Source organism: Chthonomonas sp., assembly GCA_016788115.1.
GTDB lineage: Bacteria > Armatimonadota > Fimbriimonadia > Fimbriimonadales > Fimbriimonadaceae > UBA2391.
In genome coordinates this window covers 293,541-307,997 of the sequence record JAEURR010000005.1, presented here as the reverse complement: position 1 = coordinate 307,997, position 14,457 = coordinate 293,541, and the positions used below count along the sequence as shown (strand labels likewise).

12 protein-coding genes and 1 riboswitch are annotated in these 14,457 nt (G+C 60.0%); of the genes, 2 read left to right on the top strand and 10 right to left on the bottom strand.

Going from position 1 to position 14,457, the window contains the following annotated elements:
* Positions 1–2: 2 nt before the first annotated feature.
* The 10 genes from mtaB to JNM85_04030 form a co-directional block, all read right to left on the bottom strand.
* The gene (gene mtaB, locus JNM85_04075) at positions 3–1,304 is read right to left on the bottom strand and encodes a tRNA (N(6)-L-threonylcarbamoyladenosine(37)-C(2))-methylthiotransferase MtaB (GenBank protein ID MBL8087233.1); all 1,302 of its coding nucleotides are present in this window, start codon (positions 1,302–1,304) and stop codon (positions 3–5) included.
* 7 nt (positions 1,305–1,311) lie between these two features.
* Positions 1,312–2,058: a methyltransferase domain-containing protein gene (locus JNM85_04070; GenBank protein MBL8087232.1), complete on the bottom strand. Its 747-nt coding sequence runs from the start codon at positions 2,056–2,058 to the stop codon at positions 1,312–1,314.
* A 25-nt stretch (positions 2,059–2,083) separates the two neighbouring features.
* The gene (locus JNM85_04065) at positions 2,084–2,902 is read right to left on the bottom strand and encodes a helix-turn-helix transcriptional regulator (GenBank protein ID MBL8087231.1); all 819 of its coding nucleotides are present in this window, start codon (positions 2,900–2,902) and stop codon (positions 2,084–2,086) included.
* 156 nt (positions 2,903–3,058) lie between these two features.
* Entirely contained in the window at positions 3,059–4,222 is a 1,164-nt protein-coding gene (locus tag JNM85_04060) for a homogentisate 1,2-dioxygenase (protein MBL8087230.1), read from the bottom strand.
* Between the two features lie 42 nt (positions 4,223–4,264).
* Entirely contained in the window at positions 4,265–4,987 is a 723-nt protein-coding gene (locus tag JNM85_04055; protein MBL8087229.1) for a hypothetical protein, read from the bottom strand.
* A complete protein-coding gene (locus JNM85_04050; protein MBL8087228.1) occupies positions 4,984–5,553 on the bottom strand; it encodes a sigma-70 family RNA polymerase sigma factor in 570 nt (189 codons plus the stop codon). The genes JNM85_04055 and JNM85_04050 overlap by 4 nt, the downstream gene beginning before the upstream one ends.
* Before the next feature lie 124 nt (positions 5,554–5,677).
* Positions 5,678–6,250: a hypothetical protein gene (locus JNM85_04045; GenBank protein MBL8087227.1), complete on the bottom strand. Its 573-nt coding sequence runs from the start codon at positions 6,248–6,250 to the stop codon at positions 5,678–5,680.
* Positions 6,243–8,459, bottom strand: a complete 2,217-nt coding sequence (locus JNM85_04040; GenBank protein ID MBL8087226.1) for a UvrD-helicase domain-containing protein — start codon at positions 8,457–8,459, stop codon at positions 6,243–6,245. The genes JNM85_04045 and JNM85_04040 overlap by 8 nt, the downstream gene beginning before the upstream one ends.
* Positions 8,460–8,471: 12 nt before the next feature.
* Positions 8,472–9,326 (bottom strand): hydroxymethylglutaryl-CoA lyase, encoded by an 855-nt coding sequence (locus JNM85_04035; GenBank protein ID MBL8087225.1) that lies wholly within the window; start codon positions 9,324–9,326, stop codon positions 8,472–8,474.
* On the bottom strand, positions 9,323–11,635 hold the full coding sequence (locus JNM85_04030; GenBank protein MBL8087224.1) for a hypothetical protein: 2,313 nt from the start codon (positions 11,633–11,635) through the stop codon (positions 9,323–9,325). Before JNM85_04030 ends, JNM85_04035 begins: the two co-directional genes overlap by 4 nt.
* Before the next feature lie 162 nt (positions 11,636–11,797).
* Positions 11,798–11,862: riboswitch (S-adenosyl-L-homocysteine riboswitch) on the top strand.
* A 57-nt stretch (positions 11,863–11,919) separates the two neighbouring features.
* Here JNM85_04030 and JNM85_04025 point away from each other — a divergent pair.
* Positions 11,920–13,335, top strand: coding sequence for an adenosylhomocysteinase (locus tag JNM85_04025; GenBank protein MBL8087223.1), 1,416 nt, complete (start codon positions 11,920–11,922; stop codon positions 13,333–13,335).
* A gap of 128 nt (positions 13,336–13,463) precedes the next feature.
* Positions 13,464–14,306 carry a PEP-CTERM sorting domain-containing protein gene (locus JNM85_04020; protein ID MBL8087222.1) on the top strand — a complete coding sequence of 281 codons (843 nt, stop codon included), beginning with the start codon at positions 13,464–13,466 and terminating at the stop codon, positions 14,304–14,306.
* The last annotated feature ends 151 nt before the right edge of the window (positions 14,307–14,457 follow it).

The following is a 14,457-nucleotide window of genomic DNA, read 5'->3' as shown; positions in this document are numbered from 1 at the left end:
GTCTACCTATGGCCCAGCGGTGCGCCGACGCGTTCGCCCAAAGCGACCCCATTGCGCACTTCGTCGATCCGCACCCATTGCAGGGTTCGGCTCAGCGCGGCGGGTCCGACGAACCGAACGGTGAGGTAGTGGTCCGAGAGTCCTTCGAGTACGCCGTCGGAGCGGGTTTTCCCTTCGACCAGCACGCGCAGGGTTCGTCCGACGCTGTGCTGAGCATGCGTCTCGGCGGTGGTCTTCGTTTCGGTCATCAGCACTTCGCGCCGACGAGCCTTCTCCTCCGGCGGGATGGGATCGCCCCAAGCGTCGGCGGCGGTGCCGTAGCGCGGGCTGAAGCTAAAGACGTGCGCCTTCAGGAATCCGACCCGTCGGCAGACTTCCACGCTCGATTCGAATCGAGGAGCATCCTCGGTCGGAAATCCAACCATGATGTCGGTGGTCAGGCTGATCCCCGGGACGCGCTGCTGGATCCGCTCGCACAAGCGCAAGTAGTCGTCCTGATCGTACGGTCGATTCATGTCGCGCAGGACGTGGGTGTCGCCGCTCTGCAGCGGGATGTGCAAGTGCGGAACCACCAACCCGTCCGAGATCAAATCGATAAGTTCATCGCTCACCTGCTGCATCTCGATGCTGCTGATGCGGACGCGCGGGATCCCACTCTCTTCGGCAATCTGCCGGACCATGCTCACGAAGTTCGGCCCGCCGCTGCCGGTCTCCGGCCCAAAGCTGCCAATGAGCACCCCCGTCAGCACGATCTCCAGGTACCCCATCTGCGCGAGCTTCTTGGCCTCGGCGAGGACCTCGTCCGCAGGTCGCGAGACCATCCTGGGCCGAGTGTACGGGATGCTGCAGTAGCTACAATAGACACTGCATCCGTCCTGCAGCTTGAGCGTGGCGCGTGTACGGCCCGCAAAGTTGTGGGCATGGGTCGGTTCGGCGACGGGGTGGATCGGCGGCAGCAGATCCGGGAAATGTCGCGCGAACAGCGTGGCCGAGGTCTCTTTCACGGGGTTGGGGACGACCAGGTCCGCTCCGAGCATGGTCTCACTCTTGTTCAACGCCATCTGCGCCGCGCAGCCGGTGACCACCACCTTGGCGTTGGGGTTGTGTCGATTCGCCCGACGGATCACGTAGCGACTTTTACGCTCCGCGTCGCTGGTGACCGAGCATGTGTTCACGACGTAGACGTCGCTCGGCCCTTCGAAAGGGACGATCTCAAACCCCAGCGCCTCGAAACCCTCCAGTATCTTCTGGGTCTCGTACTGGTTGACCTTGCAGCCCAAAGTCGTGAATGCGGCGGTCGGCACGGCCTTATTATGGCGATAGGGTTCCGGGCTTTCGCGCCGTGTAGTGGATCCGATCGCTCCGTTTCCGAGGTCGGTCGAGCGTGTACGAGTCGTACGCCATCAGGTCTTCGAAGCCAGCGTCTCGCAGCAGCTCAATCAGTTCCTCGTGCCGATGTGCCCGTTGGATGTGGACTTCCTGATACGGCTGACCGTCCACCCAGAAGTCCATGTTGACTCGAATGATGCGAGTCCCGGCATCGTATTCGCCCTTCCAGTCGTACTTCACCGCCGACTTCTTGCGGGTGTCCGACTGGTTGAACATCTCGGCCTCGAATGCGTAATCCGTGTTCACATCGAAGACAAACGAGCCGCCTGGCATCAGATGCGCCGCTACCCGATGGAACGCCTTGCGAAGGTGACCGAGATCGGTTATGTAGTTGAAGCTGTCGAAAAATGAGTATGCGGCGTGGAACTTCATCCCGAGGTCGAACTCGGCTGCGTCCATGGCCTCGTAACGAATGTTCAGTCCCGCATCGGCGCACTTCTGCTTGGCGACTTGAATCATCGGCGCGCTTAGGTCTACGCCTGCCATGGCGTACCCCTTCTCGGCGAGCATCTGGGTGACGACTCCGGTGCCGCAGCAGACATCGAGCAGACGCCGTGGCTTCACCTCTTGCTGGAGCAGCAGCAGCTCATAGTACGAAACCCACATGTCGTAGGGCACGCTCGACATGAGCTGATCATAAAAAGGCGCAATGGGTCCGAAGCTAGCCATGCCACCCCATTATGGCGTGGGGTGGTTAGCCAGCCCGATTGCGCAGGCGAATTCGGCACTCGCTGGGGGTCATCGCATAGCGGGCGCGAAACGCGCGAGAGAAGTGGGCGTGGTCGGCAAACCCCGCGGCGAGCGCAATCTCTGAGAGCTTGAACTGCGAGCTGGCGAGCTTCTTATAGGCCCATTCGAGCCGGCGATCGCGGACGTACTCGCCGACCGACATCCCGAAATGCTTCTTGAAGCTACGAGCAAGGTGCGCGGGATGCATCGAGACTTCTTGCGCGAGGCTGTACAGCGACACCGGCATGCGGAATTTCGAGTCGAGAATGCTTCGCGCTTGCTCCACCCACTGCGGCGCCTCGAAGTGAGCCGTCGTCTCGGGACTACGCAGGAAGTAGCCGACCAGTTCGAAGAACGCTGCTCGCACCATGTGGGACGATGCCAAGTCAGGATGCTCAAGCTCCTTGCGCAGGGCCTCTGTGAGGCGTCGCGCTTCCGGGCAATCGACCGAAGCACCGGCAGGGATGCTTTCGCCGATCCCGAAGAGGTTTGGATCGAACTGGATCCCCAGCGAGATGATGTTGCTCTTGGGGGCGGAATGGCTATGCACGACGTTAGCCGGGTAGTAGTACCACGCCCCGGGGAGCGACCAGTGAATCCCTCCGGACTCGTCGACCCAGTGATGGCGTCCGCTCAGGAGGGTTACAAACACCCCGAAGTCATGCATGTGCTCCGGGATCATGCGACCCTTTCTGCGATGCGTGATCGCCGCGACCAAACCGTCTGCCTCTAAGAGGTGCTCGATTTTGCCGTGGAACTTACCTTTTTCAAACTTCTGACACATTCTCGGATTCCCGAGAAGTCACTATCGGGACGCCAATGCGCTTTGTTCCCACCTTCGCAAAGTTGAATAGAAACCACGCATAGTCACGATAAAACTATGCAAATGGTGCGCGATATGAACTTTCTTAAGATTTGACTGCGTCAGTAACCCTCGCTTTTAGCGGCCTCGGGGTTGCCAGCTCTTCCAGTAGTCAGCGTCCTCAATCTTGAGTGCTTCCTCAGTGAGATAGAGCGGGTAGTAAGTATCGAGCATAACGGCGAGCTCTTCGGTCTTCGTCGCTCCGATCGAGGCTTCGACCGCGCCGGGCTGCGGTCCGTGCGGGATCCCGAGCGGATGGATCGTGATCGATCCCTCCTGGATCCCCTTGCGTGAACCGAACTTGTCGTTGCAATAGTACAAGACCTCATCGCTGTCAACGTTCGAGTGGTTGTACGGGATCACGATCGCCTCGGGGTGGAAGTCCAGCACACGCGGGCAGAAGCTGCACACCACAAAGTTGTGCCCCTGGAAGTTCTGGTGGATCGGCGGCGGCATATGGAGCTTGCCGACGATGGGGCCAAACGCGTGAATGCTGAACGCGTATGGGAAGACGAAGCCGTCCCACCCCACGATATCGAAGGGGTGGAAATTGTACAGGTAGCGCGTGTACCGCTTCCGAGCTTTGACCGTCACCCAGAATTCGCCTTTCTCGTCGTACGTTTTCAGTTCGACCGGAGGGCGGATATCGCGCTCGTGGAAGGGAGCGTGCTCTTGGAGTTGGCCGTAGTCGTTTCGGTATCGCTTGGGAATCGTGACTTCGCCGTGGCTCTCAAAGGTCAGCACGCGTACGGGGTACGAATCAAACCGAATCTTCCAGATCGTGCCTCGCGGGATGATAAGGTAGTCACCGGGCTGAAACGGGACGTCGCCGAGCATCGTCTCCAGGACCCCGGATCCATCGTGGATGAACGTGATCTCGTCCGCTTCGGCGTTCTTGAAGAAAGTCTCCATCGGTTCTGCGACGTTGAGTTGATTCCAGATGACGTCGTTGTTGCCCATCAAGGGTACGCGACCCGTGATCATATCGCCATGAGCAGGCATGTTGCCGGTGATGAGGTGGCGATGCCGCAGCGCTTCGTCTTTCAGGAACTTAACTTCGCAGCTCCCGGCGTCCTCCCACCCCGCAACCTCAGTCGGCAAGTTGATGTGGTACGTGAGCGCCATCGGGCCCGAGAACCCGTGGGTGCTGATCAGCTGCTCTGCGTAGAGGCCGCCGTCAGGTTTGCGAAACTGTGTGTGCCGCTGGGGCGGAAGCTGTCCGAGTCGGTGATATCGAGGCATCGTTGCCCACTCTCCTTAAGTTCGAATCTAAGGAGAGTTTACTCAAAGACTCTGCTCTGTCTTGTTCTGGTTGTCTTTGCAGTGCTCGTGCATGTACCGCGTGGCCACCGAGGCCAGATGTTCCCGAGTTGCTTGATCCGGGCCCACCACATAGAAGTTGCAGCCCTGGGCGCAAAAGCCCGTCCCCCGCGCGGAGTAAGTCAACGTCCCGCACGGCAAGACCTTCTGCGGGCGTTGTGTAAACGAAGCTTCCTTGGTGGTCATGTAGATCCGGTACGGCACTCCATCGACTAGGAACTCGTAGCACCCCCAGTCTTGTCCGTAGCTGGTTGTTTGCACGACGGCGGTTGTGCCGAGATCGATGACGGGTGCCATCTTCTGCCCGTGTTTTCGAAGCCACTCTGCGGCCGCCAGCGGATTCGCGGTGGAGAACGATGCCTGCATTGCCGTCTGATTCAGCCTGTCGGGATCGACTCGTGCGTAGAAAAATGCAAAAACCAACACGGCTGCGGCCACGACTGCAACCGCACTCCGTTGAATCCAGTGGACGCGACTCGGACGCGCGACTGCGCTCAATCTTGCTCGAAGGCGATCAATGGGTACATGCTGCGACCGGCCAGCCTTACGAACCAGCGCGATGAACGCTCGGAGGCCGTCCAACTCGGCACGCGCTGCGGGGTCGGTCTCGAGCTGCACTTCTGCCGCCGCACGTTCCTCTTGGCTGAGGCTGCCGTCGAGATAGGCTTGCCAATCGATGTTGCTCACAGCTGCCCTCCCACCGCAGCGGGCGCAAGCCTTCGGCGCAGCATCTCTCGGCCCCGAGAGACTCGGGAGCGAACCGTCCCCACGGGGCAGCTCATCGCGACGGCTGCTTCCTCGTAAGACATCTCCTCGACGTCACAGCACTGGATCGCGAGCCGATACTCTTCTGGGAGCGCATCGAGTTCTTGCAAAACTCTCGCGGCATCCGCACGCCAACTCACTTCGTTCCACACGTTCGTCTTTGCCTCTTCGTCAATTTCGTCTTCGGATAGCACCAGTTCTGGGCGGCTTGATGCCGCACGCAGTGTCATCGCGAATTCGTTCCGCAGGATTCGCATCGCCCACCCACTCAGGTGCTCGCCATCGAAGGAGTCCCATGCCCGGAACGCCTTGTACAGCGTCTGACCCACCAAGTCCTCCGCCTCTTCGGCGGTGCGCGTCAGTCTTCGCGCGACGCGGTACAGACTCGACAGTATGGGTTCGAAGCTGCGTTCAAAGTCGGGTTGGCGACCGCGGCCACCCAGGAATCCGATACCCATCAAAAGCGCAACGAAAGGCGCCAGGCTCAACATGAAGCCGGCTCCCGATCCCGCTTGAGTGGTACCGATGATGTCCATCCGAAGTTGTTTGTTTTTGCTCCGGCACCCACGGGCACCTTCGAGTATCAGAATGCGCACACGACCGCCAGAGTTCCTACGGTCCGCTGATGTACTCGACGCTACGCATGAGGCGGTCGCCGGCACGCTCCTCTTGGCGAACCATCCCGACGCGATCGACGTACCACGTCACGATCTTGAACGGCTGGTCCTTTAGAGTCAGTGTGAGCTCGGATCGGAGCGAGTTGGTCTCGCGTCCGCCGAACGAAATCTTGCCGCTCTCGGTCATCAGCACTCCCGATGCGGTAAACGTGCGATGGGCAATTGTGATCTGACCCTTCCAGGTCATATTCTTGCCTTTGGCCAGGCCCGGAGCAAAGATCGGCAACTCGGGGGCGTAGCGAGTTCCGGCAAGTTCTTCCGCAACGAGCACGCCCGCCTTCCAAGCGTAACGACTTTGTCCCGCGGGGCCCTGCAGGCGGAATCCCGAGGTCCCAGCGACCGAGTCGTTCTGAACGCACTTCAGGGTCTCGACTGAGGACTGCAGCCCGGCGGTCACGGTGTATTTCCACTCGTATCCAACCTCGAGCGGTAGGTAGCTCGTCTTGGGCTGCGAACAACCGGCGACGACGATCGCGGTCAACGCGGCCCCGGCAATGCGCTTATTCACTCACCGCCTCAAGCTTGGCGAAACTCTGTACCAGCTTCTTGACTCCGACGACTCCCGGGAATGCGACGGTCACTTCGGCGTCGGTCTTGAGTGGGCTGCAGGCGATCACGACCCCGATGCCAAACTTGGCGTGGCGCACCTTCTGTCCCACTTGGAAGGGCGGAGTCCAATCTGGCTTCTTAAGTTCGCGCTCAGCGGGTGTCGTCACCGAGTACTGGCCCGAGCGGTCACTCCGGACGGCGGCCTGGGTCGGCGCGCTGCCGCCAAAGCCTGTGCTCGTCACCGAGTCGAGCAACGTTTCCGGGATATCGTCGATAAACCGCGAACGACGGTTGAAGTTCGGTTGACCGTACATGGAGCGTCGACGCGCGTGCATCAGGGTTAGTTCTTCGCGCGCGCGGGTCATGCCGACGTACGCCAGTCGCCGTTCCTCTTCGAGCTCTTTGTCATTATTCAGCGAACGCGAGTGCGGGAAGACCCCTTCTTCCATCCCGACCAGGAACACTCCTGGATACTCCAACCCCTTGGAACTGTGCAGCGTCATCAGCGTCACCGCCTCGCCGCCTTCCTGCAAACTGTCGACGTCCGCAATCAGGGCCACGCTCTCCAAGAACGCGCTGAGCGAGGGCTCGTCGTTCGAAAAGTCATATTGCGTCGTGACGTTGACGAGCTCTTGCAGGTTCTCCAACCGCGCAATGCTCTCGTCATTCCGCTGCGCTTTGAGTTCGTCCTGCATCCCGCTCGCGGCTAAGAGGTGCTTGAGAATCGGGGTGATGGGCCCCTGCTCCATGAGCGTCCGTCCATCTTCGATCATGCCCAAGAAAGTCTTGACCGATTTGAGCACGGCGGGGCGCATGTGGTGCTGATTCTCTTGGTCACGCAAGGCATCCACCAGAGAGAGCCCCCGTTCATTGGCCCAATCGAGCAGTGGCTCCAGCGTCTTCGGTCCGAGTCCGCGAGTGGGGGTATTGATCACGCGAAGCATCGAGATCTGATCGTTGGGGTTTAAGATCAGTCGAAGATAGGCGAGTGCGTCCTTGATTTCCTTGCGTTCATAGAATCGCTGACCCCCCACGAGGATGTGCGGCACCCGCATGGTGAGGAACGCCTCTTCCATGACACGGGACTGTGCGTTCGTCCGGTAAAGAACCGCGAAGTCCGAGAACTTCCGGCGACCGGTACGCACGTCCTTCAGGATCATGTCGGCGACCATCATCGCCTCGTCCTGCTCCGTGCCCGCCTCGCGCAGGGCGATGTCAACACCGTCGCTGTTATCCGTCCAGAGGCGCTTTTCGGCGCGGCCCCGGTTGTGCTTGATCACAGAGTACGCCGCATCGAGGATCTTCTTCGTGCTGCGGTAATTCTGGACCAGCATGATGACCTTGGCGTCCGGGTTGTCGCTGCTGAAGCGCATCATGAGCGAAACATCTGCTCCGCGCCAGGCATAGATCGACTGATCATCGTCTCCGACGATCGTGATGTTTCGGTGCCGGGCGGCGAGGAGCGAGGCCAGTCGGTACTGACTGAAGTTCACGTCTTGATACTCGTCGATCAGCACGTGCAAAAACCGTTCTTGGTACTTCTCTAGCACGGAGGGTCGCTGTTCCAGCAGCTTGACGGCGAGCATGAGGATATCGTCAAAGTCGAGGGCGTTTGACTTCTTGAGCAGCGAATTGTAGGTTGGGTAGATCGAAGCAACGATCCGCTCAAAGAATCCGGTCGCCTCGCGCTCGTACATCTCGGGCGTCTGGAGTTTTTCTTTGGCGCGGCTGATCTCGCTGAGGATTGCGCGCGGCTGGATCGATTTCTCATCGAGGTTTTTCTGCTTGAGAATCTCGCGGACGAGGCTGAGCTGATCGCCGTCGTCGTAGATGACGAAGTTTGGGTCGAGGTCAATGTGCGCGCATTCGATCCGCAGCAGTTTCGCGCAGGTGGAGTGGAAAGTCCCGAGCCACATCTGCCGGGCCATCCCTTCGCCGAGCATGCCGTCGATCCGCTCGCGCATCTCGCGGGCCGCCTTGTTGGTGAAGGTCACGCTCAGGATACGGTTGGGCGGAATGCCCTCGTGGATGAGCCGTGCGATGCGGCAAGTGATGACGCGAGTTTTTCCCGAGCCCGCTCCCGCGAAGATCATCAGCGGGCCACTGCTGTGCTCCACGGCCTCCCTCTGCTGAGGATTCAACGTATCGACATCAAAGGGGGCGGTCATGGGCACCCCAGATTATAGCGGGGATGAGGCCAAAGCGGCGAGCACCGGCTGGCTGGCTTGGCGCAACTTTTCGAGATCGACCCCGGTCGGGAATCCGGACCGTTCGAGAAAGTAAACGAGGTCCTCGGTGGACACGTTTCCACTCGCACCAGGGGCGTAGGGGCAGCCGCCCAAACCGGCGGCACTGCTGTCAAATGCCCGAACACCCATCTCGAGCGCCTGCGCCACGTTCGCGATCGCCGTCCCGCGCGTGTTGTGGAAGTGATAAGCCACGCGGTCAAACGGGATCGAGGGAAGGAGCGCATCGTTCAGCGCCCGCACCTCGGCGGGCGCGGCCACGCCGATGGTGTCGCCGATGGAGATCTCATCGACCCCCATTGCCATGAGCTTTTCACTGACATCAACCACGGCCGAAGGTGCAATTCTGCCCGCGAATGGGCACTCGAACGCGGTGCTGACATAACCGCGCACCCAACCTCCCGGTATCGCCGCCCGAAACTCCTGGATCACATCTGCAAAGACCGCGAGCGACTCTGCAACCGTCATGTTGATGTTCTTCTGCGTAAAGGCGTCGCTGGCGGCGGTGAACACGGCGATCCGATCGACTCCGAGTTCCAGCGCACGCTGCAGTCCCCTGGCATTTGGGATGAGCGCCGAGTACTTGCCGCCCGGCGGAAGCTGGGGCCACAGCACCTCGGCATCGCCGAGCTGAGGGACCCACTTGGGCGACACAAAACTCGTTGCCTCGATCTCGGTCAGTCCGGCATCCCGCAACCCGCGAATAAATGTCAGTTTTAATTCAGTCGAGATCGGGGTCGCCTCATTTTGCAAGCCGTCTCGCGGGCCGACTTCGATGATGCGGATCATAGGGTCGCCCGGGCGCGGATGGGCTCACCCGTCCAAACCTGAGTCACGCTCTTTGTTTTCATCTTGATGCCGTTGAGGATCACCTTCTCAAAACTTCCGTACACCACGAACTGGACTCTCAGCGGGCCGTAGCCGTCGTCCACGAGCTCAGTGGTCAGCTCGAGCGTCTTGCCGCGGGCAGTGGCTCGCACCTGCACCCGGCTACGCTCACCTCTTTCATACGCCAAAGTCTCGCCATCGTCGAACGTGTAAGTGATTTCAGAACTGCCCGACTTGATGAACACGTGGAATTCGACGTCACGCAGGTCCTTCTCGGCAGTCGTGCGCATACCCGGCAGACAAGGAATGATGGCCCCATGGCGGAAGTAGAGCGGGCTCAACCGCCCCCCCTGCTTCGGCAGCTTCACGCGACCGGGGTTCACCCACTCTCCATTGCGGGCATCGAACCAAGCCTTCTTCCCGGGCAGGGCCACGGAGCGTCCGAAGTTCTCGTCCATGCACGGTGCCTGCAGGATCGCGTCGCCGACCAGGAACGCGTCGTCCGAGATCACGCGTTCGGTGAAGTGATAGATCACGGGTCGCAAGACCGGGTCACCCGTCTCGGTGTGATTCACAAAGACGTTGTACAGATACGGCAAGAGTTTGTATCGCAGCCGTATGTAGTGCCGGATCGTTTCCAGCGCTGGCTTGCGGAAGACCCAAGGCTCCTGGGGGCGGTTGAACGCGACCGAGTGGATGCGGAAGAACGGGAAGAGGAATCCGGCTTTGACCCAATCGACCATGAGCGCCTCGTTGGTATCGTGCATGAACCCGCCGACGTCAGGTCCATTGAACGGAATACCGCTTAGCCCCAGATTCAGTGTGCAAGGAATCGAGCCCCGCAAGTACCAGCGGGTCGAAAGGTTGTCGCCGGTCCAAATGGCAGCGTACCGACTCGTGCCGATGAATCCCGAGCGGCTCAGCAGGAATACGCGCTCGTCTGGACTCGCAGACTGGAACGCCTCTCGTGTAGCCATCTGCATGCCGAGAGCGTACTGGTTGTGCATCGCCTCATGGGGGAGCGTTCCCCTGCGGAAGCGCATCGCCATCGGATCAATCGCGCCCGTGCTTGGGTCGTTCATGTCCAGCCAAGCGCCCGCGAATCCAAGCTTCTTGCACTCGGCGGCATGTCCAGCCCACCAAGAGCGGCCCTCGGGCATGGTGAAATCGGGGAAAACGGTCAGGCCAGGCCACACGAAACCGATGTAGTCCTTTCCTTGAGGGTTCTTGCAGAAAACGTCGGCTTTCAGTCCGCTGTCGTAGACGCCGTATCCGGGATCTTGCTTCACGCCCGGGTCGAGGATCGGCACGATACGGCGACCCTTCTTGACCAGCGCGGCGAGTCCCTTTTGAACCCCTTGGGGCCAGTGCTCCTTGGCATACGTGAACACCCGGTAGCCGTCCATGTAATCGATGTCGAGCCACAGGCCGTCGTTGGGGATCGCGTGCTCGTCCATTTTCGCGTCGAGCCAGGTCAGGTCCTCTTCGCCTTTGTAACCCCACTTGCATTGGTGGTAACCCAGCGCCCAGGTCGGCGGCAGTGGCGTACGACCCACCAAGGTCTGAAGCTTGCGGGTGAGCTCTTGGAGAGACGGCCCGAGCAGAATCCAAAGCGATGGCAATCCGTCTTCGCTGCCGATGACGACCCGGCGGTTGTCATCCTGGTCGTTGAAGAAACTGGCGTCCGAACCGCAGTCCGCGAACGTGGCGTACGGGTTGTGGTAGAGCAGACCCACGAAGTTGTCGCCCGATTGAACGATCAGGTACGGGACCGACACATAGTAAGGATCGAGCGGCTGCTCGTCCCACTGGGCATGGTTGAAATCGCCGAGTGCATCAGTATTCCAAAACCGCGTGCGACGGTGACGGTGGTCCAGGGTTGGGAATGTCTTCTCACCCAGACCGAAGTAACGCTGCTTGGCATCGTAGGCGAAGCAGAAGCACGAGGCCTTGCCCATGAGTCCGAATCCGCCCCGACGATCGGACTTCAATACAACTTCGCCGTGGGCATTCGTCAGCGTGAGCTTGAACTCCGAGTCGATGCTCAGGGACGCGGTGCCTGTGCCCGCGTTAGGCAGGTCGAGCGGCGCGAGGCAAAGGTTCTCAGTCCAGAGGTCGGAGTGCGCGAGCTGTACATTCCAGATGTCGCCCTCGTAGGCGTCGATCTGCGCAGTACACTGGGCGTCCCCGACGCGGACGGTGGATCGCTTTGCGTCGTACGCGTCTGCGAACTCAAAATTGGCTGGGTGAGGAGTCTTGGTGAAGTACATCGGGGCCTCGTTATTTTGGCCTAGTCTTGTGCCCCAATGCCGGGATTCTCTGCAAAGCTGATTGAATTACTAGGTTCAGAAAGTACGTCGATGATACGGGGGAAATTGTGCTCTTGCTCCGTGGGGGTGGGGCCCGCCGACCAGGTTATGGAATAATAGAACCGCTGAGGAGCGCTGCGATTCATGCGTGGAACCAGGCTCAGCTACAGAAACGGCGCTCGCAAGACCTTTTGGGCCTTGCGGGCGTTTTCCGTTCGGGGCTCAAACTCTCACAGGAGCCACGAATGAACAGCACCGAAAACCCGATCAAGACCGATTTTTACGTCGCCGACCTAGGTCTCTCCGAGTGGGGCGCAAAGGAAATGCGCATCGCCGAGACTGAGATGCCCGGCCTCATGGCTATCCGCAATGAGTTTGCCGCGAGCCAGCCGCTAAAGGGCGCGCGCATCGCCGGTTCGCTCCACATGACCATCCAAACCGCTGTTCTCATCGAGACGCTTCGTGCCCTTGGTGCCGACGTTCGGTGGGCCAGCTGCAACATTTTTTCGACGCAAGACCACGCTGCCGCGGCCATCGCAGCGGGTGGTACACCGGTTTTTGCGTTCAAGGGCGAAACGCTCGACGAGTACTGGGAGTTCACCCACCGAATCTTGGAGTGGTCGGACGGCGGCACACCCAACATGATCCTCGACGATGGTGGCGACGCGACGATGTTAGTGCTCCTCGGCAGCGACGCAGAGAAGGACATTCACGTCCTAGACAAGCCGACGAGCGAAGAAGCCGAAGCACTGTTCGCGTCGATCAAGCGAAAGCTGGCCGTCGATCCCACTTTCTACAGCCGCACCAAGGCGGCGATCCAAGGGGTGAGTGAAGAGACGACCACCGGCGTCCACCGCCTCTATCAACTGCAGAAGGAAGGCAAGCTTCCGTTCGCCGCGTTCAACGTGAACGACTCGGTGACCAAGAGCAAGTTTGACAACCTGTACGGTTGCCGCGAATCGCTCGTGGATGGCATCAAACGCGCGACCGACGTGATGATCGCGGGCAAGATCGCCGTCGTGTGCGGCTATGGCGACGTCGGTAAGGGCAGTGCCCAAGCGCTGCGTGCGCTCAGCGCCCAAGTCTGGGTGACCGAGATCGATCCGATCTGTGCCTTGCAGGCGGCGATGGAAGGCTATCGCGTCGTGACCATGGACCAGGCGTGCAACGAAGCCGATATCTTCGTGACCGCGACCGGCAACTACCACGTCATCACCCACGACCATATGGCGCGCATGAAGGATCAGGCGATCGTGTGCAACATCGGCCACTTTGACAACGAAATCGATGTCGCCTCGCTGGAGAAGTACCAGTGGGAAGAGATCAAGCCGCAGGTCGATCACGTGATCTTCCCCGACGGTAAGCGGATCATCCTGCTCGCCAAGGGTCGACTGGTGAACCTCGGCTGTGGTACCGGTCACCCTTCGTACGTCATGAGCTCCAGCTTCACAAACCAGGTGATGGCGCAGATCGAGTTGTGGACCAAGCGCGGTGAGTACGCCCCCGGCGTGTACGTCCTGCCCAAGCAGCTGGACGAGAAGGTCGCACGCATGCAGCTGACCAAGCTCGCCGCGACGCTCACGACCCTTCGCCCCGATCAGGCGGACTATATCGGCACCCCGGTCGAGGGGCCGTACAAGCCCGACTCGTACCGCTACTAATCGAAGCTCAACATCCCCGCATCCAAATCTTGGACCGCGGGGATGTTGATTTGTGACGCGCAAAAGTTGTATTTTTTGGCCGAAAGCTTCGTCACAATTTCCAGGGCCGGCACCGATAGGGGGTGATCATGAAGAAATTGCTTGTACTCTTGCTCGCCACTTCAGCCGCTGCGATGTCGAATGCCCAGCTCTACGGTGTTGGGGCATCCACTGCAGGCTACACCTTCTACCAAATCAACACCACGACCGGTGCGGCCACTGGCCTGTTCAACTTCGTGGTACCGAACTCCATAAACGTTGCTCACCTCACTTACGTACCGACGACCAACAAGTTCCTGACCATTGCTCAGTACTCTGCATTCAGCTCGCAGCTCGTTGAGCTTGACTTGGGTGCGTCTACGGCGACTTTGGTCTCGACCGGTGTCCCCAACAACAGCATGAGCACTCCCTACTTTGAGGGCATCGAGTACATGGCCTCGCTCGGTGGCGTGGCGATCTCGTACGGCCCTGGCGGCTTCTATACGGGCACCATCGGTCTGTTGAATCCGGTTGGCTACGGATTGCTCAATACGACGAGCCCCCTCCTTGCCGACGGCGACACCCTGTTTATGGATGGAACCGGCGCGCTGAATTCGCTTGACACGAACAACCCTACCGGCGGATTCATGCGCAACAAGCTCGGTGGCCTCTTCGGGTCGCCCACCGCAACCGGTTATGGCGCGAATATGTTCAGCGCGGGTGACTCCGACCTGGCGTGGAAGTCTGATGAGGGTCGACTGTTCCTCACTCAGGGCTTTAACCTGGCAGAAGTGAACGCCGCTAGCACGGTCATCACTCCGATCGGCTTCTACGGCACTGCTGGTTTGGCCGTTCCGATCACCGGCATCGCCGCAAAGGTGGTTCCAGAGCCCGCGACCTTCGTCGCGCTCGGCATCGGAGCTGCGGCCATGCTGTTGCGACGTAAACGATAATCCCCATCTCCATAGCAACAAGTGCATCCCGGGCGGCCGTCAGGCCTGACCGGGATGCTATCTTTGGGGTGCCGACTGGTTGCGCTTCGCGGGGCTGAGAAGGTATCCTCAGTGATTCGGGTGCGTCCTTGCGCCTCAAAATTCAAACAAC

What these genes read in the sequence shown, in the direction of transcription:
- JNM85_04060 (MBL8087230.1), bottom strand. Translation starts at nt 4,222, where the DNA reads ATGCCTCGATATCACCGACTCGGACAGCTTCCGCCCCAGCGGCACACA.
- JNM85_04025 (MBL8087223.1), top strand. Translation starts at nt 11,920, where the DNA reads ATGAACAGCACCGAAAACCCGATCAAGACCGATTTTTACGTCGCCGAC.
- JNM85_04035 (MBL8087225.1), bottom strand. Translation starts at nt 9,326, where the DNA reads ATGATCCGCATCATCGAAGTCGGCCCGCGAGACGGCTTGCAAAATGAG.
- JNM85_04070 (MBL8087232.1), bottom strand. Translation starts at nt 2,058, where the DNA reads ATGGCTAGCTTCGGACCCATTGCGCCTTTTTATGATCAGCTCATGTCG.
- JNM85_04030 (MBL8087224.1), bottom strand. Translation starts at nt 11,635, where the DNA reads ATGTACTTCACCAAGACTCCTCACCCAGCCAATTTTGAGTTCGCAGAC.
- JNM85_04020 (MBL8087222.1), top strand. Translation starts at nt 13,464, where the DNA reads ATGAAGAAATTGCTTGTACTCTTGCTCGCCACTTCAGCCGCTGCGATG.
- JNM85_04065 (MBL8087231.1), bottom strand. Translation starts at nt 2,902, where the DNA reads ATGTGTCAGAAGTTTGAAAAAGGTAAGTTCCACGGCAAAATCGAGCAC.
- JNM85_04040 (MBL8087226.1), bottom strand. Translation starts at nt 8,459, where the DNA reads ATGACCGCCCCCTTTGATGTCGATACGTTGAATCCTCAGCAGAGGGAG.